Source organism: Pseudonocardia lacus, from assembly GCF_018531445.1.
Classification (GTDB): domain Bacteria; phylum Actinomycetota; class Actinomycetes; order Mycobacteriales; family Pseudonocardiaceae; genus Pseudonocardia; species Pseudonocardia lacus.
This window is the reverse complement of the sequence record NZ_JAHDTH010000001.1, coordinates 96,064-122,370: the sequence shown is the minus strand read 5'-3', so window position 1 is coordinate 122,370 and position 26,307 is coordinate 96,064. Positions and strand designations below refer to the sequence as shown.

The 26,307-nt window shown below is 74.5% G+C and carries 27 protein-coding genes; 14 read left to right on the top strand and 13 right to left on the bottom strand.

Annotated elements, in window-relative coordinates; all coding sequences use genetic code 11:
* Positions 1-10 precede the first annotated feature (10 nt).
* Positions 11-1,927, bottom strand: coding sequence for a flavin-containing monooxygenase (locus KIK08_RS00570; RefSeq protein ID WP_214400920.1), 1,917 nt, complete (start codon positions 1,925-1,927; stop codon positions 11-13).
* Positions 1,928-2,037: 110 nt separating this feature from the next.
* Here KIK08_RS00570 and KIK08_RS00565 point away from each other — a divergent pair, with 110 nt between their 5' ends.
* From KIK08_RS00565 to KIK08_RS00550, 4 genes are read left to right on the top strand one after another with little or no spacing between them, the layout of a single operon-like run.
* Positions 2,038-2,691 (top strand): nitroreductase family protein, encoded by a 654-nt coding sequence (locus tag KIK08_RS00565; RefSeq protein WP_214400919.1) that lies wholly within the window; start codon positions 2,038-2,040, stop codon positions 2,689-2,691.
* Positions 2,692-2,694: 3 nt separating this feature from the next.
* A complete protein-coding gene (locus tag KIK08_RS00560) occupies positions 2,695-4,251 on the top strand; it encodes a class I adenylate-forming enzyme family protein (RefSeq protein ID WP_214400918.1) in 1,557 nt (518 codons plus the stop codon).
* Positions 4,248-4,883 (top strand): TetR/AcrR family transcriptional regulator, encoded by a 636-nt coding sequence (locus KIK08_RS00555; protein ID WP_214400917.1) that lies wholly within the window; start codon positions 4,248-4,250, stop codon positions 4,881-4,883. Before KIK08_RS00560 ends, KIK08_RS00555 begins: the two co-directional genes overlap by 4 nt.
* A 52-nt stretch (positions 4,884-4,935) precedes the next feature.
* A complete protein-coding gene (locus tag KIK08_RS00550; RefSeq protein WP_250555998.1) occupies positions 4,936-5,889 on the top strand; it encodes an NADP-dependent oxidoreductase in 954 nt (317 codons plus the stop codon).
* Here the strand turns inward: KIK08_RS00550 and KIK08_RS00545 are convergent.
* Together KIK08_RS00545 and KIK08_RS00540 are read right to left on the bottom strand one after the other, a co-directional pair.
* Positions 5,879-6,205, bottom strand: coding sequence for a dodecin family protein (locus tag KIK08_RS00545; RefSeq protein WP_214400916.1), 327 nt, complete (start codon positions 6,203-6,205; stop codon positions 5,879-5,881). The two genes, KIK08_RS00550 and KIK08_RS00545, sit on opposite strands and share 11 nt — an antisense overlap.
* Before the next feature lie 82 nt (positions 6,206-6,287).
* Complete coding sequence (locus KIK08_RS00540; RefSeq protein ID WP_308257290.1) at positions 6,288-6,641, bottom strand: ArsR/SmtB family transcription factor; 354 nt, start codon at positions 6,639-6,641, stop codon at positions 6,288-6,290.
* Between the two features lie 118 nt (positions 6,642-6,759).
* Between KIK08_RS00540 and mgtA the strand changes: the two genes are divergently transcribed.
* Together mgtA and KIK08_RS00530 are read left to right on the top strand one after the other, a co-directional pair.
* On the top strand, positions 6,760-9,432 hold the full coding sequence (gene mgtA, locus KIK08_RS00535) for a magnesium-translocating P-type ATPase (protein ID WP_214400915.1): 2,673 nt from the start codon (positions 6,760-6,762) through the stop codon (positions 9,430-9,432).
* A gap of 4 nt (positions 9,433-9,436) precedes the next feature.
* Complete coding sequence (locus KIK08_RS00530) at positions 9,437-9,703, top strand: GlsB/YeaQ/YmgE family stress response membrane protein (RefSeq protein ID WP_214400914.1); 267 nt, start codon at positions 9,437-9,439, stop codon at positions 9,701-9,703.
* A gap of 65 nt (positions 9,704-9,768) precedes the next feature.
* On the opposite strand, the gene KIK08_RS00525 is transcribed toward KIK08_RS00530, so the two are convergent.
* Both KIK08_RS00525 and KIK08_RS00520 read right to left on the bottom strand, forming a co-directional pair.
* The gene (locus tag KIK08_RS00525; protein WP_214400913.1) at positions 9,769-12,048 is read right to left on the bottom strand and encodes a M12 family metallopeptidase; all 2,280 of its coding nucleotides are present in this window, start codon (positions 12,046-12,048) and stop codon (positions 9,769-9,771) included.
* 140 nt (positions 12,049-12,188) lie between these two features.
* Positions 12,189-12,755 (bottom strand): TetR/AcrR family transcriptional regulator, encoded by a 567-nt coding sequence (locus KIK08_RS00520; RefSeq protein ID WP_214400912.1) that lies wholly within the window; start codon positions 12,753-12,755, stop codon positions 12,189-12,191.
* Between the two features lie 122 nt (positions 12,756-12,877).
* Here KIK08_RS00520 and KIK08_RS00515 point away from each other — a divergent pair, with 122 nt between their 5' ends.
* The 4 genes from KIK08_RS00515 (at position 12,878) to KIK08_RS00500 (ending at position 16,431) form a co-directional block, all read left to right on the top strand.
* Positions 12,878-13,801: an NmrA family NAD(P)-binding protein gene (locus KIK08_RS00515; RefSeq protein ID WP_214400911.1), complete on the top strand. Its 924-nt coding sequence runs from the start codon at positions 12,878-12,880 to the stop codon at positions 13,799-13,801.
* Positions 13,802-13,865: 64 nt separating this feature from the next.
* Positions 13,866-14,648: a polyprenyl diphosphate synthase gene (uppS, locus tag KIK08_RS00510; RefSeq protein ID WP_308257289.1), complete on the top strand. Its 783-nt coding sequence runs from the start codon at positions 13,866-13,868 to the stop codon at positions 14,646-14,648.
* Positions 14,649-14,749: 101 nt separating this feature from the next.
* Positions 14,750-15,412 carry a HEAT repeat domain-containing protein gene (locus KIK08_RS00505; protein ID WP_214400910.1) on the top strand — a complete coding sequence of 221 codons (663 nt, stop codon included), beginning with the start codon at positions 14,750-14,752 and terminating at the stop codon, positions 15,410-15,412.
* Positions 15,413-15,426: 14 nt separating this feature from the next.
* On the top strand, positions 15,427-16,431 hold the full coding sequence (locus tag KIK08_RS00500) for a MerR family transcriptional regulator (protein WP_214400909.1): 1,005 nt from the start codon (positions 15,427-15,429) through the stop codon (positions 16,429-16,431).
* Here the strand turns inward: KIK08_RS00500 and KIK08_RS00495 are convergent, their stop codons facing one another.
* Genes KIK08_RS00495 through KIK08_RS00480 form a run of 4 tightly spaced genes read right to left on the bottom strand, consistent with a single transcriptional unit; the run spans position 16,432 to position 20,315 of the window.
* Positions 16,432-17,205 carry an ABC transporter ATP-binding protein gene (locus tag KIK08_RS00495; RefSeq protein ID WP_214400908.1) on the bottom strand — a complete coding sequence of 258 codons (774 nt, stop codon included), beginning with the start codon at positions 17,203-17,205 and terminating at the stop codon, positions 16,432-16,434.
* Positions 17,202-18,260 carry a FecCD family ABC transporter permease gene (locus KIK08_RS00490; protein WP_214400907.1) on the bottom strand — a complete coding sequence of 353 codons (1,059 nt, stop codon included), beginning with the start codon at positions 18,258-18,260 and terminating at the stop codon, positions 17,202-17,204. The genes KIK08_RS00495 and KIK08_RS00490 overlap by 4 nt, the downstream gene beginning before the upstream one ends.
* Positions 18,261-18,265: 5 nt before the next feature.
* Positions 18,266-19,297, bottom strand: coding sequence for a FecCD family ABC transporter permease (locus KIK08_RS00485; protein ID WP_214400906.1), 1,032 nt, complete (start codon positions 19,295-19,297; stop codon positions 18,266-18,268).
* Between the two features lie 7 nt (positions 19,298-19,304).
* A complete protein-coding gene (locus KIK08_RS00480; RefSeq protein WP_214400905.1) occupies positions 19,305-20,315 on the bottom strand; it encodes an ABC transporter substrate-binding protein in 1,011 nt (336 codons plus the stop codon).
* A 79-nt stretch (positions 20,316-20,394) separates the two neighbouring features.
* Here KIK08_RS00480 and KIK08_RS00475 point away from each other — a divergent pair, with 79 nt between their 5' ends.
* Positions 20,395-20,694, top strand: coding sequence for a hypothetical protein (locus KIK08_RS00475; protein WP_214400904.1), 300 nt, complete (start codon positions 20,395-20,397; stop codon positions 20,692-20,694).
* 13 nt (positions 20,695-20,707) lie between these two features.
* Here the strand turns inward: KIK08_RS00475 and KIK08_RS00470 are convergent, their stop codons facing one another.
* Positions 20,708-21,601: an MBL fold metallo-hydrolase gene (locus KIK08_RS00470; RefSeq protein ID WP_214400903.1), complete on the bottom strand. Its 894-nt coding sequence runs from the start codon at positions 21,599-21,601 to the stop codon at positions 20,708-20,710.
* A 54-nt stretch (positions 21,602-21,655) separates the two neighbouring features.
* Complete coding sequence (locus tag KIK08_RS00465) at positions 21,656-22,282, bottom strand: TetR family transcriptional regulator (RefSeq protein ID WP_214400902.1); 627 nt, start codon at positions 22,280-22,282, stop codon at positions 21,656-21,658.
* A 104-nt stretch (positions 22,283-22,386) separates the two neighbouring features.
* Between KIK08_RS00465 and KIK08_RS00460 the strand changes: the two genes are divergently transcribed.
* A complete protein-coding gene (locus tag KIK08_RS00460) occupies positions 22,387-22,836 on the top strand; it encodes a nitroreductase/quinone reductase family protein (RefSeq protein ID WP_214400901.1) in 450 nt (149 codons plus the stop codon).
* Between the two features lie 429 nt (positions 22,837-23,265).
* A complete protein-coding gene (locus KIK08_RS00455; RefSeq protein ID WP_214400900.1) occupies positions 23,266-23,919 on the top strand; it encodes a response regulator in 654 nt (217 codons plus the stop codon).
* 7 nt (positions 23,920-23,926) lie between these two features.
* Here the strand turns inward: KIK08_RS00455 and KIK08_RS00450 are convergent, their stop codons facing one another.
* Complete coding sequence (locus KIK08_RS00450) at positions 23,927-24,205, bottom strand: YggT family protein (protein WP_214400899.1); 279 nt, start codon at positions 24,203-24,205, stop codon at positions 23,927-23,929.
* Between the two features lie 214 nt (positions 24,206-24,419).
* Between KIK08_RS00450 and KIK08_RS00445 the strand changes: the two genes are divergently transcribed.
* Positions 24,420-25,037, top strand: coding sequence for a trimeric intracellular cation channel family protein (locus KIK08_RS00445; protein WP_214400898.1), 618 nt, complete (start codon positions 24,420-24,422; stop codon positions 25,035-25,037).
* A 15-nt stretch (positions 25,038-25,052) separates the two neighbouring features.
* On the opposite strand, the gene mtnK is transcribed toward KIK08_RS00445, so the two are convergent.
* On the bottom strand, positions 25,053-26,306 hold the full coding sequence (mtnK, locus tag KIK08_RS00440; protein WP_214400897.1) for an S-methyl-5-thioribose kinase: 1,254 nt from the start codon (positions 26,304-26,306) through the stop codon (positions 25,053-25,055).
* Between the last annotated feature and the right edge of the window lies 1 nt (position 26,307).

Sequence of the window (26,307 nt, the reverse complement as noted above, 5' to 3'; positions counted from 1 at the left end):
GGCCCGCGGCTCACCGCGCCGGCTCGGTGCTGAAGTCGTCCCAGTCGACGTGGCGGGTCATCGCCCAGTAGTCGACGATCCGCCAGGGCAGCGTGCAGACCACCCGCCCGGCGGGGTTGCGGTACCAGTTGCCCATTCCCGGGTGCGTCCAGATCATCCGCTCGTGGGCGGCGTCCTGGCGGGCGGCGTAGTCGGCGTGCGCCTCCGGGCGGCACTCGACGGCACCGATCCCCCGCTCGGCCATCGTCACCAGCGCCTCGACGATGTAGCGCACCTGGAACTCGGCGATGGTGATGTAGCTGCCGCCGTGCCCGAGGACCGTGCCCGGGCCGCAGGTCAGGAACAGGTTCGGGAAGCCGGCCACGGTGATCCCCAGGTGCGCGTCGGCGTCGTCGGGGCCCCACAGCTCGCGCAGCAAGGCGCCGTCGCGGCCGCGGATGTCGAGCGGGTGCAACTGCTTGTGCGTCTCGAAGCCGGTGCACAGCACGACGACGTCGGCCTCGACCTCGGTGCCGTCGGCGCCCCGGACCCCGGTCGGGGTGATCGCCGCGACGGGCTCGGTGAGCAGGGTGACGTCGTCGCGGCGCAGCGCGGCGTACCAGCCGTTGTCCAGCAGCATCCGCTTGCCGAAGGGCGGGTAGTCCGGCAGCGCCTTGGCCACCAGGTCGTCGCGGCCGGCCAGCTCGGACTGCAGGTAGCGGGTGAAGACGCGGCGGTGGGCGTCGTTGACCGCGTTGACCGAGCGCCGCGGGTGCTCCCACTCGGGGTCGATCTGCAGCGACGGGTGGACCCGGTCGTTGAAGTTCCAGGCCAGCCGGGTGCGGTACCAGCGCCGGTAGAACGGCACGGCGTCCATCAGCAGTTGGACGTGCTCGTCGATCGGGCTGAAGTAGACGCCGTTGGGCGCGGCCCACTGCGGCGACCGCTGGAAGATCGTCACGTGCGCGGCGGTGCCGGCGACGGCGGGCACGATCTGCATCGCGCTGGCCCCGGTGCCGATCACGGCCAGCCGCTTGCCGGTCAGGTCGAGGTCGGCCGGCCAGCGCGCCGAGTGGAACAGCCGCCCGCGGAACTCCCCCATGCCGGGCAGGTCGGGCACCTTGGGCCGGTTCAGCTGGCCGACGGCGGTGATCACGGCGTGCGCCTCGATGCGCTCGCCGTCGGTGGTGCGCACCGTCCAGCGGCGGCGGTCGGCGTCGTAGTCGGCGCCGGCGGCCTCGACGCCGAACCGGATGCGCGAGCGCAGGTCGTAGCGGTCGGCCACCTCGCGCAGGTACGCCAGCACCTCGTCGCGCTTGCCGAAGTGGGTGGACCACCGCCGCGGCGCGAATGAGTAGGAGTACAGGTGGCTCGGGGTGTCGACCCCCGCCCCGGGATAGGCGTTCTCCAGCCAGGTGCCCCCGACGTCGTCGTTCTTCTCCAGCACGACGTGGGAGATCCCGGCCTCGTGCAGCCGGATCGCGGCGAGCATCCCGGAGACGCCCGCGCCGATCACGACCACCCGCAGGTCCGAGCCGGGCACCACGCGGACCGGCTCGGGCGGCGCGAAGCCCATGTCCTCGGCGGTCATCGCGGCGTACTCGGCGGGCACCGGCTCGCCCACGGCCAGGCCCATCAGCTCGACGAGCGCCTCGCCGGTCGGGGCCGGCACGGCGGGCGGGCGCCCCGCCGACCAGGCGAGCACGGCCTCCAGGGCGGCCGCCCTGATCTCGGCGCGCACCTCGGGCGCGAACCCGCCGTCGTCGTTGTCGTCCATGCCCCGGCTGCGCTCGGGCCGGTAGGGCTCGGCGAGCCAGCGGCGCTCGCCGGTGAGCTGGTGCAGGACCGGGACCAGCGAGGGCAAGTTGGCGTGCTCCAGCGCCGCGGCGAGCGCGTCGCGGTCCGGCGGGGTCCCGGGGACGGGCTCGGTCAGGGGGTCGGCGCTCATCCCCCCAAGCTAACCGCCGTTAGGTCCGGACGAAAGCAGTGGTTGACGACCCGCGGCGATCACCGCCATCCTTCCCGGGCCCGACCTAACCGCGGACAGGGAGGACAGCAATGGAGCTGACCGAGGCCATGCGCACCACGGGGACCTGCCGGTACTTCTGCCCGGACCCCGTTCCCGACGAGGTGCTGCACCGCGCGTTCGAGGTCGCCCGGTTCGGCCCGCAGGGCGGCAACCGCCAGCCGGTGCGCTGGGTCGTCGTGCGCGAGCCCGCCACCAAGCAGGCGCTCGCCGACCTCTACCTCCCGCTGTGGAAGGCCTACTTCGACGGCATCTCCTCCGGCGACGTCAACGTGGGGGCGCTGCCGCAGACGGTGCTCGACGCCGACCACTTCGCCGAGCACCTGGCCGAGGTCCCGGCGATCGTGGTGGCCTGCGCGGAGCTGGCCGGGCTGCACCCCACCGACACCGAGCTGGGCAGGCTGTCCGTGGTGGGCGGCGGGTCGATCTACCCGACCGTGCAGAACCTGTGCCTCGCGCTGCGCGCCGAGGGCGTCGGCACGGCGTTCACCACGCTGCTCTGCATCACCGAGCCCGCCGTCCGCGAGCTGCTGGCCATCCCGGACGACTTCATCACCGCGGGCCACATCGCCGTCGGGTACCCGGAGCGGCCGTTCCCGCGCAAGCTCTCCCGCTCCCCGGTCGAGGAGATCGTGTTCGCCGAGACCTTCGGCCGCCCCTGCTTCCCCACCCCCGCGGAGGCCTGACCGATGGGCCACGACGGCTGGGCGGGCCTCGACCGCGCCCAGTACCGGACGCGGGTCGGTCGCGCCACGATCGGCGACCAGCTGCGCCGCCACGCCCGCACGCAGCCCGACGAGCTCGCCGTCGTGGCCTACGCGCCCGAGCGGTCCGAGGTCACCTACGGCGAGCTCGACCGGCTGGCCAACCGCTACGCGCACCTGCTGCGGGCCCGCGGCGTCGGGCGGGGCGACGTCGTCTCGGCGATGGGCCGCAACAGCGTCGCGATGATCGCCGCCTACTACGGGGCGCTGAAGGTCGGCGCCGCGTTCAGCGCGGTGAACGTGCTGCTGGGGGCGCGCGAGATCGGCGAGCAGCTCGCCCACGCCCGGCCCGCGCTGGTGCTCGGCGACGCCGAGTTCGCCGAGCGGCTCGCCGGGGCGGGCGCGGAGCCGGTGCTGCTCGGCCCGGGCATGGACGCCGAGCTGGCCGGGCTGCCCGACACCGAGCCCGACGCCGACGTCGACGAGGACGACGTGGCGATGCTGGTCTACACCAGCGGCACCGAGGCCGCGGCCAAGGGCGTGCTCATCCCGCACCGCAACTACCTCATCTCCACCGCGCCGGCGTGGAGCTGGGGCCTGCAGACCGGCCCGGACGACACCTGGCTGTTCGTGATGCCGTTCTTCACCATCGCCGGGCTCGGCTCCATGACCACCCTGACCCTGATGGGCGCCACCCTGGTGCTGCCCTCGACGGTCGAGCCGGCCACCGCGCTGGAGATCATCGCCCGCGAGCGGGTCACGGTGATCGCCCAGACCCCGACGTTCTACCTGGGGCTGGCCGCGCAGCCGGGCTTCGGCGCCGATGCCGTGGGCGCGGTGCGCCGGTGCATGACCTACGGCGGGCAGGTGGCGCCCGCGGCGATCGAGGCGTGGGCGGCGGCCGCGCCGGACGCGCGCTGGGGCACCTACTGGGGGCAGTCGGAGCTGTCGCAGCTGGGCACGGTCGGCTGGTTCGCCACGCTCGACGACATCCCCGGCGGCGACCCGTCCTGGATCGGCAAGCCGGTCACCCACCTGGAGGTCCGGGTGGTCGACGACGAGGGCCGCGACGCCGAGGTCGGCGAGCTGGTGTGCCGGTCGCCGTCGGTGATGCTGGGCTACCACCGCGACCCCGACAAGACCGCCGCGGTGCTGCGCGACGGGTGGCTGCACACCGGCGACATCGTGCGCGTCGACGCCGAGGGCAACCTGTTCTTCCACGACCGGCTCACCGACATGATCAAGTCCGGGGGGATGAACGTGTCCTCGCAGGAGGTCGAGCGGGTCCTGCACTCCCACCCCGACGTGCTGCGGGCCGCGGTGGTGGGCCGCCGGGCCGACTACTGGTCCGAGGCGGTCACCGCGTTCGTCATCCCCCGCCCGGGCGCCGACCCGGACCCGCCCGCCCTCATCGCGTTCTGCCGCGAGCACCTGGCCGTGTTCAAGGCGCCCAAAGCGGTGCACGTCGTCGCCGAGCTTCCGGTCGACGCGCAGGGCAAGGTCCTCAAGCGCGAGCTGCGGGTGGTCGAGCTGCCCGCATGAGCCAGGCACGGGGCACACCGGGACCGATCTCCTCGCGCCGGGCCGGCACAGGCAGGCGCGAGGAGATCGTGCGCGCCGCGGCGCGCACGTTCGCCCGCGACGGCTACGCCGCCGTGGGCATGCGCGACGTCGCCGAGGCCGTCGGCATCCGCGGCGCGAGCCTCTACCACCACTTCGCCTCGAAGGAGGAGATCCTCTACGCGATCTGCCTGACCGTCACCGAGGAGCCCAACGAGCTGAACCTGCCGCTGCTCGACGCGCCGGGCACGCCGGCGCAGCGGATGTCCGCCCTCGTGCGCGCGCACCTGGAGCACCTGCACCGCAGGCGGGTCGAGCACCTCGTCGGCCTGCACGAGCTGGCCTCGCTGACCCCGCGGCACCGGGCGGTCGTCGACGACCACAGGCGCTACTACCAGCGCCGGGTCCGCGACGTCGTGGTGGCGGGGATGCGCACCGGCGAGTTCGACGTGCCCGACGCCCGGCTGGCCGCGTTCGCGATGTGCGACGCGCTCAACGGCATCAGCAACTGGTTCCACGACGACGGCGAGCTCGATCTGGAGGCGGTGGTGGTCGGCTACGTCGACCTGGTCGTGGGGCGGATGCTCGGCGCGGCGCGCACCGCGGGCGGGTGAGGCGTCCGCCGCCCACCCTGCCCCGACCGGTGGATCACGGTAGGTGTGGGGCATGACGACCACCATGCACGCGATCGGCGTCCGCTCCCCCGGCGGCCCGGAGGCGCTCGAGACCGTCGAGCTGCCGGTGCCCGAGCCGGGTCCCGGTGAGGTCCGCATCCGCACCACCGCCGCCGCGGTCAACCCTACCGACACCGTGTTCCGCCAGGTCGGCCCCGCTGCCGACGAGGGGCTGGCGCCGCCGTGGATCCCCGGCATGGAGCTGGCCGGCGTCGTCGACGCCGCCGGCCAGGGGGTCGCGTGGGAGCCCGGGCAGCGGGTCATGGCGATCGTCACGCCCCGGCGCGCGCAGGGCGGTTCCTACGCCGAGCGGGTCGTGGTGGCGGCCGACGCCGTGGCCGCCGTGCCCGACGCGATCTCCGACGCCGAGGCCGCGACACTGCCGATGAACGGCCTGACCGTGGCCTCCGCGCTGCACCACATGGCGCTCGCCCCTGGCGCGACGCTCGGCGTCACCGGGGCGGCGGGCGCGGTGGGCGGATACGCCATCCAGCTGGGCAAGGTCGCCGGGCTGCGGGTCGTCGCCGACACCTCCGAACGCGACCACGATCTGGTCACCCGGCTGGGCGCCGACGTTGTGGTGCCGTCCTCCCGCGACGCCGCGGCCGAGGTGGCGGCGTTCCGCGACGCCGTGCCCGACGGCGTCGACGGGCTGATCGACGCGGCCGTGCTGGACGCCGCCGCGCTGGGCATCGTGTGCGACGGCGGGGTGCTGGCCACCGTGCGGTTCTGGTCGGGGCCCTCCGAGCGCGGCGTCCGGGTCCACCCGGTGAAGGTGCGCGACCACCTGCGCGACGGCGCCGGCATCGCGCGCCTCGCCGAGCTGGTGCTGGCCGGTCAGCTGACCCTGCGCGTGGCCGACACGGTGCCCGCCGAGCGGGCCGCCGAGGCGCACCGCCGGCTGGAGGCCGGCGGGGTGCGCGGGCGGCTGGTGCTCACATTCTGAGCGCCGACGGCGCGGGAGGGCCCTGCACGATCGCGACCCTGGGTGCGCCGGACGCGGCGAGGGCTGCGCCACCGGTCCGGGCCCCGGTAGAGGTGGCGGTAGGGGCGGGGGCGGGCAGGCTGGGGTCGAAGGCGATCGCCAGCCGCACCCGGTAGCCGACCACCACGCCGTCCTCGATGACCAGGTCCTGCTTGACGACCTCCGCGGCCTGCAGCCCGCGCACCGTCCTGGTGGCCTCGGCCACCGCCGCGCGACCCGCCGCGTCCCACGACTCCGCACTGATCCCGACGACCTCGGTGACGCGCACGGTCCTCACCTGAGCTCCACGCCCTTCCCGCCACGCCCCGGGCACTGCCGGGGGCGTCCCAACGCGCCCACGGCGCACTCCCTGACCACTCTCAGGCCGGTCCGACCCGCCGGGCGGCGCCGGCCGCGCCGCCGCCGTCGAGGCGTGCGACGACCATGCGCACCACCTCGCCCATGACCTCGTCGTCCACGGCGTAGATCCGGCGCCTGCCCTGGCGACGGGCGCGCACCAGCCCGCCCAGCTTGAGCTTGGCCAGGTGCTGGCTGACCGCGGCCACCGGTTGGCCCAGGTCGGCGGCGAGGGTGCCGACGTCGCGCGGGCCCGCCGACAGCAGCCACATGATCTGCAGCCGGGCGGTGGCGCTCAACAGGCCGAACACCGAGGCGACGTCGTGCAGCAGGTGCGGCTCCAGCACCGGCACCGCCACCGGTTCGAGTTCGGGCACGGCGCTCCTTCCGGGTGCCTGTGCAGCTTCCAACACTTGCGTCACTTGCGCAAATGATACCGTCGGTCGGGCGGAGGCCCATCCGGGGTGTCCCATGGAAAGCGCTGGCGGGAGGCGGATGGACGAGCGGCACGAGCCGACGACGACCCGGCCGGCCCCCCGCGCGGGCACGGCTCCCGAGGACCTGGCCCAGGCCCCGCCGCTGGTGGTCCTGCGCCGCACGCGCAGCTCGCTCAACGGCCTGGACGAGGCCGACGCCGCGCGGCGCCTGGCCGGTCACGGCGACAACGCGCCCACCCCCGCCCGCGACCCAGGGCTCGCCACCCACCTGCGCACGGCGGTGGGCAGCCCGTTCGCGGGGATGCTGCTGGTGCTGGGCGCGATCCTGCTCGCCGTCGGCAACGCCGCAGGCGCGGCCATGGTGCTGGCCATCGCCGCGTGCGGCATCGCGCTGCGGCTGGCCGAGCAGCTGCGCGCGCGGCGCGTGCTGCGGACCCTGCGCTCGCACACCACGACCACCGCGCTGGTGCGCCGCCGCATCGGCGACGGGCCGACCCACCAGCGCGAGATCCCCGTCGCCGACCTGGTTCCCGGCGACGTCGTGCAACTCGCCGCCGGCGACCTCGTCCCCGCCGACGTGCGCCTGCTGAGCTGCACCGACCTGCTGATCGACCAGTCGGTGCTGACCGGCGAGCTACTGCCGGTGGCCAAGCACGCACCCCACCCGACCCCGCCCGGACCGGCGGGCGCAACCGGGCCCACCGACGAGCCGCCCACCATCGGCTTCGCCGGAACCACCGTCGTCCGCGGCACCGCCACGGCGGTCGTCGTCGCCACCGGCGACCGGACCCGCCTGCACGCCACGGCGCTCCCCCGGCCCCGCCCGCGCAGCGCCGCCGAGTCCGCGGTGCGCGCCACCACGTGGGACCTGCTGCGGTTCATGCTCGTGCTGGTGCCGGTGGTGCTGCTGGTCAACGGCACCCTCACCGGCGACTGGGCCACCGCGGCCACCTTCGCCGTCGCCGTCGCCGTGGGGCTCACCCCCGAACTGCTGCCCATCATCGTCACCACCACCCTCGCGCGCGGCGCGCGCCGGCTGCGCGAGGCGGGCGTGCTCGTCTCGCGCCTGGACGCCATCCACGACCTCGGCGGCGTCGACGTGCTCTGCCTGGACAAGACCGGCACCCTCACCGAGGGCCGCGTCGTCTACACCCACGCCGTCGACATCCGCTCGCGCCCCGACGCCGGCGTGGCCCGGCACGCGTTCCTGGCCGCGCACTTCCAGACCGTGCCGGCCGACCCGCTCGACGAGGCGCTGGCCGAGCTGGTCTCCGACGCCGACACCCTGCTCAGCGACGCCGTGTACGACCTGGTCGACGAGCTGCCCTTCGACCACGGGCGCCGCCGCAGCACCCTGGTCCTGCGCGCCACCCTCAACGGCGACGGGGCGCCGCTGCTACTGGTCACCAAGGGCGACCCGGACGCCCTGCTGCCGCTGTGCGCCACGGTGGTCTCCGACGGCGCCACCGTCGCCTTCGACGCCGACCTGCGCGAGCGGGCGGCGAGCTGCCTGGACGAGCACCGCGGCCAGGGCATGCGGGTGCTGGCCGTGGCCACCCGGCGCGTCGGCCGGCCCGCAGGCCCGGTGCGCGAGTTGGAGCGCGACCTCACGCTGCTGGGCTTCGTGGGCTTCGTCGACCCCGTCCGCGACGGCGCCGCCGCGGCCGTCGCGCGAGCCGCCGAACTCGGTGTGGCGGTCAAGGTGCTCACCGGCGACGCGCCCCAGGTCGCCGAGCGGGTCTGCCTCGCGGCCGGGATCCCGCTGCCGGCCCGCGGCTCCGCGCGGCGGGCGGTGCTCGGCGACGACGTCGACGCCCTCGACGACGACGAACTGGACGCGGTCGTCCGCGACGCCGCGCTGTTCGCGGGCCTGCGCCCGCACCACAAGGCCCGCCTCGTCGCGGCGCTGCGCCGCCAGGGGCGCTCGGTCGGCTTCCTCGGCGACGGCGTCAACGACGTCGACGCACTGCGCACCGCCGACGTCGGCATCGGACTGGCCGACGGCGCCGAGGCGGCCAGGGCCGCGGCCGACCTCGTCGTGCTGCGCGGCGACCTCGGCGTCGTCGCGACCGGCATCGAGGAGGGCAGGCGCACCCTCACCGCGGCCACCCGCTACAGCACCATCACCGCCGGGCTCAACCTGGGCAACGCGGCGTCGATGACGCTGGCGGGCACGTTCCTGCCGTTCCTTCCGCTGCTGCCGGTCCAGCTGATCCTGCAGAACCTGCTCTACAACGCGGTGGCCCTGGCCATCCCGCACGACCGGGCCGACCCGGACCGGCTGCGCCACCCGCACCGCTGGCAGCACCGCGGATTGCTGCGGTTCATGCTCCTGCTCGGCGGCCTGAGCACCGCGTTCGACCTGCTCACGTTCCTGGTGGTGTGGAGCGTGCTGGGCATGGACACCCCCGCCGAGCAGCAGGTGTTCCAGGCGGTCTGGTTCATCGAGGGCATCCTGTCGCAGATACTGGTCCTGCTGGTGCTGCGCCCGCGCCGCGCCCCGGGCCCGTCCACGGCGCTCACCGTGGTCGCCACCGCCGTCGCCGTGCTCGCGCTGGCCCTGCCGGCGACCCCCCTCGCCGCCGCGGTCGACATGACCGCGATCCCGCCGGCCGCGCTGGCCTGGCTGGCCGTCATCGTCGCCGGCTACCTGCTCGCCGTCCGCGCGCTCGTGCCCGCATACGAGCGGTGCACCCGTCCGACCGTCCCACCATCACGAGAGAAGGAGTAGCGACATGCTGCTGACCATCCTGGGCTGGATCCTGTTCGGACTGATCGCCGGCTTCATCGCCCGCGCGATCGTGCCCGGCAAGGACGACATCGGCCTGGTGCGCACGATCCTGCTCGGCGTCGTCGGCTCGGTCGTGGGCGGCTTCGTGTTCGGGCTGCTCACCGTCGGGTTCCGCGGCTTCCAGCCGGCCGGCTGGATCGGCTCGGTCATCGGCGCGGTGATCGTGCTGGTGATCTACAACAAGGTGACCGGGCGCAAGTCCCGCGCCTGACCCGCGCCCGCCGGCAGCGCGACGTCCGGTGGGCCGCGGGCGGTGCCGCGACCCACCGGCCGGGTTCAGCGGTCGTGGTGGCTCATCCAGAGGTTCGCCGAGCCCGCCCCGCGGTGCAGCATCGCGAGCCGGTCCAGGTGCGCGGCCAGCGCCACCGGGGTCGTGCTGGAGTGCCCCTCGATCGGCACGTTCGGCCGCCACCTGCCGTCGAAGACCGAGTGCCACACGGTGGTCGCGCTCTCCCCGAGGTGGACCAGGTGCAGCCGGCCCCGGTAGGCCGCGAGGGCCGGCGCTGCCCGGGTGCTCTGGTGGGGGATGCGCTCGGCGGGCGACCACCCGGCGCCGTCGAACACCGAGTGCCGCAGCTCGGTCGATGATTCCGCCACGTGCACCATGTGCAGCCCGCCCGGGAGGGCGGCCAGCGCCGGCGGCGCGCCGCTGGCCCGGTCCTCGATCCGCACGTTCGGCGTCCACGTGCTGCCGTCGGTGGTCGACGAGTGCCACAGGGTGGTCGAGTCGTCGCCCAGGTGGACCAGGTGCAGCGCCCCGTCGAACTCGGCCAGCGCGGGCGTGGCCCGGCTCTGCTGCCCGGGGATGCGCACGTTCGGCGTCCACCCGGAGGCGGTGAGCCGGGAGTGCCACAGGTCGTTCTCGGTGTCGCCGAGGTGGACCATGTGCAGCTCGCCGCCGAACGCCGCGAGCGCCGGGGTGGCCTTGCTGGACTGGCCGGGGACGACCACGTCGACGGTCCAGGTCGAGCCGTCGAACCGGGCGTGCCAGAGCTGGTTGCCACCCTCGCCGACGTGCACGAGGTGCAGTTGGTCGTCGAGCGCCGCTACGGCCGGGGCCAGCCGGCTGGTCTTCCCGACGGTGCGGGTGGTGGCGGTCCAGGCCGGGTAGAGCGCGTAGAGCGTCTCGCCGTCGCCCGCGGACAGGCCGAAGCTCTGGCCGATGTTCGGGAACGAGCTGAGGAACCCGCCGGTCGCCGGGCCGGGCGACATGACCGGCAGGCTCGGGTCCTTCGCGAAGCCGATCGCCGAGTAGTGCATGGCCGAGCCGTAGTCGTAGGGGCCGCTGTCGTCGGCGTCGTCGGTGTGCTTGCGGTAGGCCTTCGCGTACCCGTCCCTGATGCGGTCCTCGTCGACCAGGACGAACTCGTCGCGGTCCTCGCGGCACTGCTCGTGGTGCAGCCCGGCCGCGTGCCCGATCTCGTGCACGATCGTGGTCGCCGAGCCGGACACGCCCTGGTCGACGCGGGAGTGCCACAGGTCGGTCGAGCTCTCGCCCAGGTGCACCGTGTGCACGCGGCCGGCGAACGCGGCCAGCGCCGGACCGGCGGAACTCTTCTCCCCCGCCACCTCGACGGCGGCGGTCCAGGTGGTGCCGTCGCAGGTGGAGTGCCACAGGGCGCTGGAGCTCTCGCTCCGGTGCACCATGTGCAGCCGGCCGTTCAGCGCGGCCAGGCCCGGAGTGGCCCAGCTGCGCTGGTCGGGGACCTTCACGTTCGGCGTCCACCCGGTGCCGTCGAGAACCGAGTGCCAGATGTCGTTCGAGCCGTCCCCGAGGTGCACCATGTGCAGCCGGTCGTCCAGCACCGCCAGCGCCGGCGCGGCCTTGCTCTGCTGCCCGGGAATCCGCACGTTCGACGACCACCCGCTGCCGTCGAAAACCGAGTGCCAGATGTCGTTCGAGCCGTCCCCGAGGTGCACCATGTGCAGCCGGTCGTCCAGCACCGCCAGCGCCGGCGCGGCCTTGCTCTGCTGCCCGGGAATCCGCACGTTCGACGACCACGCGGTGCCATCGAAAACCGAGTGCCAGATGTCGTTCGAGGTGTTTCCCAGGTGCACCATGTGCAGCACGCCCCCGAATGCGGCGAGGGCCGGGGTCGCCTTGCTCTGCTGATCCGGGATCGTCACGTTCGCGGTCCAGGTGCTGCCGTCGAACACCGAGTGCCAGATGTCGTTCGAGGCGTCGCCGAGGTGCACGATGTGCAGCTGGCCCCCGAACGCGGCGAGCGCGGGGGTCGCCTTGCTCTGCTGGCCGGGGATGCGCACCTCGTTGCTGGAGCCGACGTCGCACCACAGCGGCTGGCGACCGCCCTGGCGCCCGACCGGGCTCGCGAAGTCCGTCGGGCTCTCCCGGAACTGCACGTGGTCGCTCTGCCCGTCGCGCGGCACCAGCCGGACGAACTGCTGCCCGTTGTTCCACAGCGTGATTCCGGCCTCGACGAGCCGGCGCTGCGGCGTCCCCTCCGGGAACGCGATCTCGTCGATCTCGAACGGAATGACGCCGCGCGGCCAACGCCGCCCGGCATCGGTGGTGACAAGTCCCATTGTTCCCCCCATGAATCGAATCGTGCGGGGAGAGCACATCACGGCGCGGGGTCGCCGGACAGGGTCGATGGCGGATGTGATGCCTGCCGGCAGCGGCAGCATTTGCTGTCCGACGGGCAATGGTCCGACCGGCGCCATCGCGGGTCGCGGTGTCAATCGCGCGGGCTCACCCCGGCCACGGCCAACCGGAACAACCGGGTCGCCGCGGCGGACGGGCCGGGGTGGTGCTCGGTGGCCAGCACGATGCCGACGATCAGCGTGATCAACTCCTCCACCGTGACGTCCGCTGCGACGGCGCCGTCGCGCACGGCGGCGCGCAGCAGCGGCTCACCGGCGTCCTGGAGGGTCGTGGCGCAACTGTTCCCGCGCACCGGGTCGGCGCCGGCGGGGTCGTAGGCCAGCGCCTCGGCCAGCCCGCGGGCCGCGACGCAGTAGTCGACGACGTCGTCGAGCCACTCCAGCAGGGCGTCGCGGCTGTCCCCGACCCCGGTCAGCTCACGGGCGCGCGCGCACAGCGCCTCGATCCGGCCGTGGGAGACCGCCTCCAGCAGCGCGCGGCGGGTGGGGAAGTGCCGGCGCACCGTCGCCGAGCCGACCCCGGCGGTGCGGGCGATCTGCTCCAGGGAGGCGCCGGCGCCGTGGGCGGCGACCTCCCGCTCGGCGACGGCGAGCACGCGCGCGTAGTTGCGCCGGGCGTCGGCGCGCTGGCGGTCGGGCACGGCGTCGTCCTCCGATCGGCCCGCCGCGGCGGACGGGCTTGATAAGTGGCGGGGTCCGCCATATCGTCCGGCAGCATAACTGGCGGACCCCGCCATTTCTTGCCGCACGGTCGAGGAGCACCATGTCAGCAGATCCCGCACCCGTCCTGGTCACCGGCGCCACCGGCCGCCAGGGCGGCGCCACCGCCCGCGCCCTGCTCGCGGCCGGCGTCCCCGTCCGCGCGCTGCTGCGCGACACGACCACCGAGCGCGCCCGGGCGGTCGAGGCGCTCGGCGCCGAACTGGTCACCGGTGACCTGCACGACCGGGACTCGATCGTGCGGGCCGCCAAGGGCGCCCGCGCCGTCTTCTCCGTGCAGATGCCGGCCTTCACCGGCGACGGCTTCGACTTCGCCGGGGAGGCCACCCAGGGGATCAACCTCGTCGAGGGCGCGAAGTCCGCCGGCGTGGCGCAGTTCGTGCACACCTCCGTGACCGGCGCCGGGCAGCACACCGAGACCCCCGGCTGGGCGGAGGGCCGCTGGGCGCCGTTGGAGCCGACCATGAGCGCCAAGAGCGCCGTGCAGGACAGCGTCCGCGAGGCGGACTTCGAGCACTGGACGATCATCAAGCCCGGCTTCTTCATGGTGAACTTCCTGCCCTCGATGCGGTTCCTGTTCCCGCGCGGCATCGAAGGGGGCCTGGTCAGCGTCCTCAAGCCGCGGACCCGGCTGGCCCTGGTCGACGTGGCCGACGTGGGTCGCGCGGCCGCCGCCGCCATCGCCGAGCCGGAGCGCTTCGACCGGGTCGAGCTGGAGTTCGCCAGCGACCACCTGTCGATGACCGGGATCGCCGACGTGCTCTCCCGGGCACTGGGCACACCGCTGTCCGCACCGGACATGACCCTGGACGAGGCCGTCGCCGCCGGGATGCCGCCGATGGGCGCCGGGCACGACTGGATGAACGTGGCCGAGCAGCCGGGGCGGCCGCAGTACGCGCGGGAGCTCGGGATCCCGCTCACCAGCTTCGAGACCTGGGCGCGCGAGAACATCCGCGCCGACGCCTGAGACCGAGCGCGGCGGGTTCGACCACCTCGTCCGCGGCCGGCGGCGGCACCGGTAGCCTCCCACGGTGCGACACGGCCGGGCGTCCTCACCGATCTACCGGCTCTACGAGCGCAGGCTCGCCGAGCGCGTGTCGGCCGGCAACCTGCCCCGCCACGTCGCCCTGGTCATGGACGGCAACCGCCGCTGGGCCCGCCAGCGCGGCATCGACGGCCGCCTCGGGCACCGCTACGGCGCCGAGCACGTGCACGAGGTCCTGGGCTGGTGCCGGGAGATGGGCATCGACCACGTCACCGTCTACGTCGCCTCCATCGACAACCTGCACAAGCGCCACGGCGACGAGGTCGCGCACCTGCTCGAGGTCATCGAGGAGGTCGTCACCGAGCGCCTGGCCGGCCCGGCCAGCCCGTGGCAGGTCCACCTGGCCGGCCGGCTCGACGTGCTGCCCGACTCGACGGCGCACGCGCTCAAGCTCGCCGAGGAGAGCACCCGCGACCGCGCCACCGGGGCCCACGCCACCATCGCGGTCGGCTACGACGGCCGCGTCGAGGTGGTCGACGCGCTGCGCTCGCTGCTGGAGGCCGAGGCCCGCGCCGGGGCCGACCTGGCCGAGGTCGCCTCCCGGATCACCGACGAGGCCATCGCCGCGCACCTGTACACGGCCGGGCGCCCGGAGCCCGACCTGATCATCCGGACCAGCGGCGAGGAGCGGCTGTCCGGGTTCCTGCTGTGGCAGTCGGCACACGCCGAGCTGTACTTCTGCGACACCTTCTGGCCCGCCTTCCGCAAGGTCGACTTCCTGCGGGCGCTGCGCGACTACGGCCGCCGGGAACGCCGGCTCGGCAAGTAGCCCACCACCCGCGGGCGGGCCCGGCCGAGTGTGCTCGACCGCGACACCGCTTGACCTTGACACGGTGACAAGGTCTGGACTGCCTCCCGGAGGTGGTCGCGATGACCGTGACGGACGAGGACACGAACACGCCGCAGGCACTGCGGGCGCTGGAGGCCGACAGCGCGTCGGTGCGGCTGCGGGCGGCCCTGGCCATCGGCACGGCCCCGGACCCGCGGACCGTCGAGGCGCTCGTCGCGCGGTGCGCGGTCGAGCCCGACTTCTCGGTGCGCGAGATGCTGACCTGGGCGCTCACCCGCCACCCGGCCTCGACGACGGTCCCGGCGCTCGTCGCCGAGCTGGGCTCGCGGATCGCGCAGGCCCGCGGCCAGGCGCTGCACACGCTGTCCAAGATCGGCGACCGGCGGGCCTGGCCGGCGATCACCCGGGCGCTGCTCACCGACGCCGACGACGAGGTGGCGCGCAGCGCGTGGCGGGCCGCGGTGGTGCTCGTGCCCGACGGCGCGCGGACCGAGCTGGCCGCCGCGCTGGCGACGCAGCTCGGGCGCGGCGGGCGCGAGGTGCAGCTGAGCCTCGGTCGGGCGCTGGTGGCGCTCGGCGAGGCGGCCGTGCCGGCCCTGCACGCCGCGACCTCGCACGCCGACCCCCACGTCCGCCGGCACGCGGTGGTCGTGGAACTGCTGCTGCGCGACCCGGACGCCGGCTTCGAGTTCGCGGTCGAGGAGGCGAAGCGGATCGTGGCCCTCGGCGACGGAAGGGGTTGATCCATGCTGGTGCCATGCTGATCGGCGACGTGGCGCGGCGCTCCGGGGTCAGTGCCCGCATGCTCCGGCACTACGACTCGCTCGGCCTGGTGCGGCCCACCGGCCGCACCGCGGCCGGCTACCGCGAGTACTCCGCCGACGACATCCGGCGGATCTTCCACATCGAGAGCCTGCGGTCGCTGGGGCTGTCGCTGCGCGAGGTCGGGCGCGCGCTCGACGACCCCGGCTTCGCGCCGTCGGCGCTGGTCGAGGACCTCGTCCGGCGGACGCGGGAGCGCATCGCGGCCGAGACCGAGCTGCTCACCAGGCTGCGGCGGATCGACGCGGCCGAGCCCGCCGGCTGGGAGGACGTCCTGAAGGTGGTGGCGCTGCTGCACGGCCTGGGGTCGGAGAGCGCCGGGAAGCGCCAGCGGGCGGCGCTGTCGGCCGCCGAGGAGGTCGAGGTGCCGGCCGAGGCGCTGGTCGAGGCCGTGCTGGGCGAGGCGGACCCGAACGTCGCCGGGGCCCTGCGGTGGGCGTTGGCGCGCTCGGACGGCGGCGGCCTCGAACCGCTGGCCGAGGCCTTGGCCTCGCCGCGGCCCGAGGTGCGCGAGCGCGCCGTCCGGTCGGTCGTCGAGATCCCGGGCGATGCGGCCACCGCGCTGCTGCGCGACGCCCTCACACACGCCGACGCCGTGGTCCGCCGGCAGGCGGCGCTGGCGCTCGGGGCGCGCGGCTCGACCGACGCGGTGCCGGCGCTCGTCGACGTGGTCGTCGAGGGGACCAACGACACCGACGCCGCCGATGCGCTCGGCGCACTGGCCGGCGACGCCGCGGTGGCGGAGGCGAGCGCCGCCCGGCTCGTCGAGCGCCTCGCCGACGCCACCACCGACCAGCCCGCGCGTCGACGGCTGGCGCAGGCGTTCGCCGACATCCCCGGGCCCACGGCGTCGCGCGCCCTCGCCGACCTCACGCACGACGCGGACCGCGCCGTGGCGCTCACCGCGACCTACCTGCTCCGGCTGCGCGACGCGGGCTGATCAGGCCGGCACGACCATCGGGGTCCCGGCGACCGGGTCCGCCACCACGACGCAGGACAGCCCGAAGACCTTCTCCACCAGCTCGGCCGTGACGACCTCGGTCGGCGCGCCTTCGGCGACGATCGCGCCGTCGGCCATCGCCACCAGGTGGTCGCAGTACCGGCAGGCGAGGTTCAGGTCGTGCATGACCACGACGATCGTCCTGGCCGAGTCGGCGTTGAGCCGGCGCAGCAGCCGCAGCAGCTCCACCTGGTGGTTGATGTCGAGGTAGGTGGTGGGCTCGTCGAGCAGCAGCAGGTCGGTGTCCTGGGCCAGCGCCATGGCCACCCAGACCCGCTGGCGCTGGCCGCCGGACAGCTCGCGGATGGGGCGGTCGATCAGGTCGGCGGTGCCGGTGGCCTCCAGCGCGCGGGCCACGGCGTCCTGGTCGTCGTCGGTCCAGCGCCGGAACCAGCCCTGGTGGGGGTAGCGCCCCCGGGAGACCAGGTCGGCGACGGTGATCCCGTCCGGGGCGACGGGCGTCTGCGGGAGCAGCCCGAGGACCTTGGCGATGTCGAGGGTGCGCAGCTCGGCCAGCGCCGTCCCGTCGAGGTGCACGGCGCCCTCGCGGGGTGCCAGCAGCCGGGCCAGCCCGCGCAGCAGCGTCGACTTGCCGCAGGCGTTGGCGCCCACGATCGCGGTCACCTTGCCGTCGAGCACGTCGATGTCGAGGCCCTGCACGACGGCGCGGTCGTCGTAGCCCAGGGTCAGGCCGCGCGCGTTCAACCGGGTCATCCGCCCGCTCCTCGCCGGTTCGTGGTGGCCAGCAGCCACAGCAGGTACGGGGCCCCGACGGCGCCGGTCACCACACCGGTCGGCAGCGGGGTGGGCATCAGGTGCACGGCGGCGAGGTCGGCGGTCAGCAGCAGGGATGCACCCACCAGCGCCGCCGCGAGGATGCCCCCGGTCGCGGGGCCCAGCAGCCGGTCGGCGACCGGGCCCGCGACGAACGCGACGAAGAGCAGCGGGCCCGCCACGGCCACGGCCAGCGCCACCAGCACCACCGCCGTCGCGAGCAGTCCGGCCCGGCTGAGCTCGGTGCGGCTGCCCAGCGCCGCGGCGGCGTCGTCGCCGAGCTCCAGCGCCCGCAGCTGGCGCTGCAGCAGCACGGCGAGCGGCAGCATGACGACGAGCGCGCCCAGCAGCAGGCGCAGCTCGTCGGGGCCGGCCTGCCCGATCGACCCGGTCAGCCAGTGCATGGCCTGGCGGGCCTCGGTGAGCTGGGCCCGGCTGATCACGTAGCCGATCAGGCCGTCGAAGAAGACCAGGACGCCGATCCCGATCAGGATGAACCGGTAGCCGCTGACCCCGCCCCGCCAGGCGAGCGCGTACATGAGCACGGCCGCCAGCAGCGCCCCGCCGAGCGCGAAACCGCTGATCACGATCCCACCGACCTGCAGGAACACGATCCCGCTCACCGCGGCGAGCCCGGCCCCGGAGGTGATGCCGACGAAGTCGGGCGAGGCCAGCGGGTTGCGCAGCAGCTGCTGGAAGATCGTGCCGGAGGCGCCGAGCGCCAGCCCGACCGCCAACGCCGCGGTCGCGGTGGGCAGCCGCAGCCCCAGGACGATGAAGTCGACGCTCGGGTCGTCGCGCAGGCCCAGCAGCGAGCCGACGACCTCGACGGCGGTGAGCGCGAAGCTGCCCACCATCATCGTCACCACGAACAGGCCCGCCGCGACGGCGGCCAGCCCACCGATCACCAGGGCGGCGCGCGTCGTCCGGCGGCGCCGGCCGGCGCGCAGCGCGCCGTCCACGGCGGCCGGCCCAGCGGCGGTGATCACCGACATCGCGCTCACACCTCCGACAGCCGGCCGCGACGGACGATGCCGATGAACGCGGGCGCCCCGAGCACTCCGAGGACGACACCGACCTGCAGCTCCCCCGGCGCCCCTGCCACCCGTCCGAGCACGTCGGCCAGCAGCAGCACGACCGGGCCCAGCAGCATCGAGTACGGCAGGACCCAGCGGTAGTCGGGCCCGCAGAGGAACCGGGCGACGTGCGGCACGACGAGCCCGACGAACACGATCGGCCCGCAGGCGGCGGTGGCCGCGCCGGCCAGCACCGCGACCACGACGAACGCGGCGGCCCGGGTGCGGGCGACCCGCAGGCCGAGCCCGCGGGCGGTGTCCTCGCCCAGCGCCAGCCCGTTGAGGGCGCGCCCGAAGCCCAGCGCGACGACCAGCGCGACGACCAGGAACGGGGCGACCCCGAGCAGGACCGGGGCGTAGCGCCCGGCGAGCGAGCCCACCTGCCAGAAGCGCAGCTCGTTGAGCGCGTCGATGTTCGTCATCACGATCCCGGTGGTGACCGAGCCGAAGCCGGCGGTGGCGGCCGCCCCGGCCAGCGCCAGCTTCACCGGCGTGGCGCCCTCCCGGCCCATCGACGCGACCGCGTAGACCAGCACGATCGCCACGATGGCGCCGGCGAAGGCGAACCAGACCGAGACGCCCACTCCGCGCACGCCCAGCACGGTGACGGCGAGGACGACGAACGCGGCCGCGCCCGCGTTGACGCCCATGATCCCGGCGTCGGCGAGGGGGTTGCGGGTGACGCCCTGCAGGACGGCGCCCGCGACGCCGAGCGCGGCACCGACCAGGACGCCGAGCAGCGTGCGGGGCACGCGCAGGTCGAGGGTCACCGTGCTGGTGATCGTCCCGTCGCCGTGCATGCTGCCCAGCGCGGCGAGCACCTCCCCCAGGCCGATGGAGCGCGAGCCCTGGGTGATGCTGAGGAAGGCGACCAGCGCCAGCACCGCGCCCAGCACGACGAGCCCCGGCCCGAGTGCCGACGCGCGCCGTGCCGTGCGGGTGGAGGTGGTCTTCACGCGGGGGTCAGGTGCCGATGTCCGCGTTCGCGGCCGTGACGGCCTCGCTGAGCTTGTCCAGCTCGGTGGCGAAGTGGCCGTAGGTGTGCAGCCAGTACGCCGGCCAGGCCGCCACCGCGCCGGCGCCGGCCGCCGAGATCTGGAACCAGGTGGGCTGCTTGGCGCCCCACTCGGCGTTGGCGGTGGGGGTGAACGAGCGGCCGTCCCACAGGATCAGGTCGGGCTGGTACTTGTCGGCGTTCTCCCAGCTGAGGTTCTCCCAGTACGGGAAGCCGGGGTCGGGGCTGTCCGGGTTGATGACCTGCAGGCCCCAGCTCTGCAGGTCCAGCAGCTCGGGCGCGTACTCGGGGTTGGCCACGTAGACCATGTCGTCGGCCGGCGACATCGCCAGCACCGTGAGGCCGGGCTTGGCCGCGACCGCCTCCTTGAACCGCGCGACCGACTCCTCGAACCGCTGCTTGTTGGCCGCGATCCGCGGGTCGTCGACCTTCGCGCCCAGGCTCTCGGCCAGGTCCTCGTAGCCCTCGGCCAGCTCGACGATCGACTTGCCCTGCGAGACCCCGACGACGGGGGCGAGCTCGGCGAGCTTCTTGCTCTTCTCGTCGACGCCCTCCTCCAGGCCGCTGTAGGCCTTCTCGGCCGGCCACCAGTCGCCGACGATCAGGTCCGGCCGCAGCGAGGCCGCCTTCTCCACGTCGATCTTGCCCCACTCCTCGCCGAGGATCTCGATCCCGCTCAGGTCGAGGTCCTTGAGGTTGGGGTCGGTCGTGACGGCCTCGTCGGCGTAGATGCCGACGGGCCGGATGCCGAACGACATCAGCGCGGCCGCCTCGCCGGCGTGCGCGATGATCCGGGTCGGGACCCGCTCCGCCGTCACCACCTCGCCGCTCCCGCTGGTGAACGACCACGGTCCGGACGCCTCCGGGGCGGCGCCGCCGGAGGAGGGGGCTTCGGCGCCGCAACCGGCGAGCGCCACGCCCAGAGCGGCCACGGCCAGGACCGAACGCCACACGCGCATGCTGGGTCTTCCGTTCTCACGTCGACGAGGTGAGCCGAGGCGGCCCTCAGTTAGGGGAGGCTAACCAGAGCTGTGGCTCTTGGCTAGAGGGCGTGACCTGGCGCACCCCGATGCCGCCGCCGAGCCGGGTCCACCGGATCGGGTGATGATGGGCGCGGCCGGTCCCAGCGACGCCGGCCGGGAGGGCACGGGCATGGACATGATCCCGCAGGGCTACCCGCTCATCGTCACGATCGACGAGGCCCAGCACCTCGTCGTCGGCTGGTCGAGGACCGACGCGGACGCGCTGGCGCCGGTGACGGTGGCGCTGGGCGGGCAGGGCAGGCCGCAGGTGCACGACGACGAGTTCGAGTACACGCTCCCCCCGGCCGTCCACTGAGGACGGTTCGCGCTCAGACCGCCCGGTACGTCCCCGGCCCGACCTCGGCGACCGAGCCCGCGCGGACCAGCCGGTCGATGTGCAGTTCGGCCGTGCGCTCCTCGACCGTGTCGACGTAGGCCGTGTCGACGTGCGGCCGGTACACCAGGCGGTGCGCGACGACGTCGGCCAGTGTGCGCGGTTCGGCCAGGAACGCGGTCAGCGCGGCGTCGCGGCGGGCGATCACCGCCCGGTAGGCCTGCAGTCGCGTGCGGAACTCCTCGGCCCCCTCGACCACGCCCTTCTGGTGGAAGGTGCCGTACCAGCGGGCGTCGACCTCGGCGCAGGCGCGGATGGAGCGTTCGAAGGCCTCCAGGTCGCTGCCGACGTCGCCGTAGTACGGACCGAACGAGGTCAGGTCGATGTCGGCGATGTAGAAGAAGCCGTCTGGCTCGACCAGCAACCCGCTGTGCCCGGCGGTGTGCCCGGGCAGGTGCACGACGGTCGCCGTGCGGTCGCCGAGGTCGAACACGTGGCCGTCCGGGACGGGGAGGGCGTCGGGCCGGGAGCCGACCCGGAACTCCGCGACCAGGCTCTGCTCCATGTCCGCGGCCGCGGCGGGCGGCAGCCCGTAGCCGTCCAGCAGCGCCCGCGTCGAGCGCACCGCGGCGAGGTCGGCCTCGTGCACGTGGACCGGCCGGTCGATCTCGCCCAGGCCCACGACGTGGTCCTCGTGGGCGTGGCTGACCACGACCGCGTCCACCGGGGGCAGCTCCTCCGCGCCGCCCAGCGCCAGGGACGGGTCGACCAGCAGCGACCCGCCCGACCCGCGCACCACGAGCGAGTTCCCGTACGGGTAGCCGCCGCCGTTGGCCGCCCGCAGCACGGCCACCGCGCCGTGGTCGATCTGTTCCCAGCCCTGCGCCATCGATCGCTCCCGGTTCGACGTCGTTGTTCTGCCGGTGTTGTTCTGCCCGGTGCTTCAGCTGCCGGCGGCCGACGGGTAGTCCACGCCGGCGGCCAGCAGGTCGATCATGCCCGCGAACAGCCGGGACGCGGGGACCTCCGGGTGGTGGACGCGCCAGGCGTCGCCCGCCGTGCGGACCGCGCCGAGCGTCACCGAGGCCACCAGGTAGGGCCGCGGGTCGCCGGTCGGGTCGACCCCCATCCGGGCGCCGACCAGTTCCGCCAGTTCGTCGAAGACGGCGGCGTTGTACTCGGGGCCGGCGGCGCGCAGGGTGGGGTTCTCGGCGAGCAGCGCCTGCATGGCGCGGAAGCGCTCGCCGTCGAACCCGCCGATCCCCGCCTCGCACGCCTCGAGCACCTCGACGGTCGCCGCGCGCAGCGCGGTGAGCACCGACTCGCCGGCCGGCCGGGCGGCCAGCGCCGTCAGCATCGCCGCGAGCTGCTGGTTCAGCGGCGCCAGTGCGAGGTCCTCCTTGGAGGCGAAGTACCGGAAGAACGTGCGCGGGGAGACCTCGACGGCCGCGGCGATCTCGTCGACGGTCGTGGCGTCGAAGCCCTTCTCGCGGAACAGCGCGTAGGCGGCATCGGTGAGGGCGTCGCGCGTGCGCTGCTTCTTCCGCTCCCGGAGACCGGGTGTGCTCATCGCCCGAGCCTATGCGCCGCTGGCCCGCGGTCGGGGTGCGACGACCGCCACGTCCATGATCTGGCACTTGCTGCCATTTGTCATACACCGACAGAATCGTCGGCATGCCGAAAGCACCTCGTCCCGATTCCCCCTACTGGACCCTGCACCGCCAGTTCGCCCGGCTGAACACGGCGGTGTTCCGCGCGACGAGGGGCAGGTTCGGCGCCGGCTTCCGGGGCTCGCCGGTGCTGCTGCTCGACCACGTCGGCCGCCGCAGCGGCCAGGCGAGGACCAGCCCGCTGATCTACCTCGACGACGCCCCCGACCTGGTGATCGTCGCGTCGAAGGGGGGCACCGACGCGCACCCCGCCTGGTTCCACAACCTCATGGCCGCCGACACAGCCGAGGTCGAACTGCCCGGCGGCCTGCGCCGGAAGGTGCGCCCACGCGTCGCCGAGGGCGCCGAGCGCGACGCGCTCTGGCCGCGCCTGGTCGAGGTCTACCGGCCCTACGCCACCTACCAGAGCTACACCGAGCGCCGGATCCCCGTGGTCGTCCTCGAACCCGCCTAGGTGGTCGGAGCGCCGGTCGGGTCGGGTCGTCGAGCGCTGACGGGAGACTTCGCAGCGCTGGCTGGGTCGTCGCAGCGCGCCGGCGAGCTGCAACCACACACCCGGCGCTGCGAGCGCGCCCAGCGTTTGCGTCCGCGCGCCGGCTCCGCCAAGCGCGATGATCACCGGATGCGCGTCCCGACCGACTCCGACGGCGCCGCCGCCGAGTTCGTCGAGCTCGACCGGTCGAGTGCCTGCGCCTGCTCGCGAAGACGGCGGTCGGGCGGGTCGTGTTCACCGAGGACGCCTGCCCGCCGCCCAGCCGGGAGGGCGCGGCTCGACCCGTCGCCCCCGCCGGGACCATCGGCGGGCGGGACGGGACCGAAGTCCCGTCGCGCCTAGGCCGGCGGGCTCCTGCGCGGCACGGGTCCACGGCCCTACCGTGGACCCGTGGCCATCACCGTGTTCCTGCTCGACGACCACGAGATCGTCCGGCGCGGCATCGCCCAGCTCCTGGAGAGCGAGGACGACATCGAGGTGATCGGTGAGGCCGGCACCGCCGCCCAGGCCCTCGCCCGCATCCCCGCCCTGCGCCCCGACGTCGCCATCCTCGACGTCCGCCTCCCCGACGGCGAGGGCATATCCGTCTGCCGCGACGTCCGCGCCGCGATCGACCCCCCACCGGCCTGCCTGATGCTCACCTCGTACTCCGACGACGAGGCCCTCTTCGGCGCCATCATGGCCGGCGCCGCGGGCTACCTGCTCAAACAGGTCACCGGCACCGACCTCGTCGGCGCCGTGCGCACCATCGCCGCCGGCGGCTCGCTGCTCGACCCCCGCGCCACCGCCGCCGTGCTGGAGCGGCTGCGCAAGGGCAACGAACCCGAGGACCCGCGCTACGCCTCGCTCAGCCCCCAGGAGCGCCGCATCCTCAACCACATCGCCGACGGGCTCACCAACCGCCAGATCGGCGCCGAGCTCTTCCTCGCCGAGAAGACCGTCAAGAACTACGTCTCCTCCCTGCTGCACAAGCTGGGCATGGCGCGGCGCACCGAGGCCGCCGTCTACGCCGCCGACCGCCGCCGCGGCGGGCGCCCGGACTGAGCCCGGTTCAGAGCGAGAACGCGATCGACTGCAGGATCCACACGGCGACGAACACCACCGTGAACGCCAGGTCGATCGCCACCGACCCGGTCCGGATCGCCGGCAGCACGCGCCGCACCGGCGCGATGACCGGCTCGGTGATCCCGTGGGTGACCCGGCGGGCGGGGGGCAGCCAGCTCGCCCGCGAGTCGCCCAGCACCCCCACCCAGTCGACGACCAACCGGGCCACCATGACCAGCCCGAACAGCAGCAGCAGCACACCCAGCAACGAGCCGATCGCCGACATCCAGGTCCTCCTCGGGGGCCGAACCGGAGCATCCGCCCGGAACCGGCACCTCCATCTTGCGCCACCGCGGCTGAGGCGCGTCTGAGAGGTCCGACCGCTGCCCGTCCACCGCGGCAGCAGATCCGGTGCGGGTGGCCAGGCTCGCTTTGACGGCGCCGTCGGCACGCACTACCGTGGCGGCAGTGATATATCAGTCCTCGACGCGAGTCGTGACGTGCTGCTGATCGTCCTCGACCTGGCCGGCATCGCCGTGTTCGCCGTGTCGGGCGCGTTGGCCGCCGTCGCCGCCCGGATGGACGTCTTCGGCGTCGTCACCGTCGCGGCGCTGACCGGGCTGGGCGGCGGTGTCGTCCGCGACGTCCTGCTCGGGATCACTCCCCCGACCAGCCTGCGCCAGTGGCCCTACCTGCTCGTGCCGGTCGTCGTCGGGATCGCCGTGTTCGCCTTCCACCCCCTGGTGAGCAAGCTGCGCCGGGCCGTGCAGTGGGCCGACGCGTTCGGCCTGGCGCTGTTCGCCACCGCAGGCGCGGGCACCGCGCTGGCCACCGGCGCCCCCGCCGTCACCGCCGTCGTCGTCGGCCTGATCACCGCGATCGGGGGCGGCGTGCTGCGCGACCTCCTCGTCGGGGAGGTGCCGCACGTGCTGCGCCGCGAGATCTACGCCGTCCCGGCGTTGGTCGGCGCCGCGCTGGTGGTCGTGGGCCACGAGAGCGGCCTGCCGCCCGGGCCCACGACCCTCTGCGCGGCCGGTGCCGTGCTCGTCATCCGCGTCGTCGCGCTGCTGCGCGGGTGGGACGCCCCGCTGCCGCCCCGCCTGCCGCAGCGCGGCTGAGGTGACGCGCCCGCGTCAGCGCGTCGCCGACTCCCCCAGCAACTGCCCCGCGACCTCCTCCGCACGCCGAGGGGTGCTGTCGCCCTCGTGCTCCCGGACCCACCGGCGCGCCGTGCGCAGCACCCCCCGGGCCGCACCCTCGCGCAGCTCGGGCGGGAGCGACTCGATGTCGGTGGTCTTGGCCAGCCCGACGATGCGCCGGGTCATCTTCGCCGCGCCGAACAGCCACGCCTCCGACCGCCACGTGGCGAGCAGGTGCTCGCGCAGGTCGTCGCCGAACATGCGGGGATCGACCCGGCCGTCGGTCCACACCCGGCGGAACTCGGCCTCGAAGGCGTCCCAGGTGCGGGTGCACAGCCCCAGCGCCCACGCGGCGCGGTCGTCGTCGCCGAGGGCGGTGGCGCGGGCCGCGGCGATGACGTAGTTGCCCCACAGGGCGCCCAGGTCGAAGGCCACCGGGCCGTAGAACGCGAACTCGGGGTCGAAGGCCTTCGCCGAGTCCACCGGACCCTGCGCACCGTCGGTGGCGCGCACCATGACCGAGCCGGTGTGCAGGTCGCCGTGCACCAGCGCCTCGGCCCGCGTCATGAACGTCCACTTCGCCCGGCCCATCGCCTCGACCATGGTGCGGTCGGCAGCCAGCTCGGCGGCGTCGGGCTCGTTGGCCGCCAGCACGCTGTTGCGCCCCGCGTCGACGTAGGGCTCGGTGAACACGAGGTCCTCGGTGATGAGGCACAGCTCGGGGTTCACGCTGCTGGCCAGGGTGCGCGCCCGCTCGGCGGCGTCCATGCCGAGCACGGAGGTGCCGAAGGCGACGGCGGCGACGTAGCGGCCCATCGCCTCGGCGGCGCCGTCGTGGCGCAGGCCGTCGTTGAGCGCGGTGCGCCACACCGAGTGGTCGGACAGGTCCTCGATCGCCAGCACGTAGCGGTCGGGGTCGTAGTCGAGCAGCGCCGGCACCAGGTCGGGGGCGAGCCGGCCGTGCAGGCTCAGCGCCTCGGCCTCGTGGCGCGCCCGGTCCGGCCCCAGCGGCCAGCTCGGGCCCACCAGCCGCACGTAGGGCAGCGCCTGCTTGAGCACCAGCCCGCGCCCGGCCCCGTCGGCCAGGATGAACACGAGGTTGAGGTTGCCGTCGCCGATCTCGCGCACCGAGCGCAGGTCGTCGGCGTCGATCCGGCCGGCCAGTGCCGGGCGCGAGCGCAGGAAGGCGGCCGCGGTGTCCGGGGTGAGCAGCTCGTAGGGCGCGTCGAGCGCCGCGTCGGTCGTCATG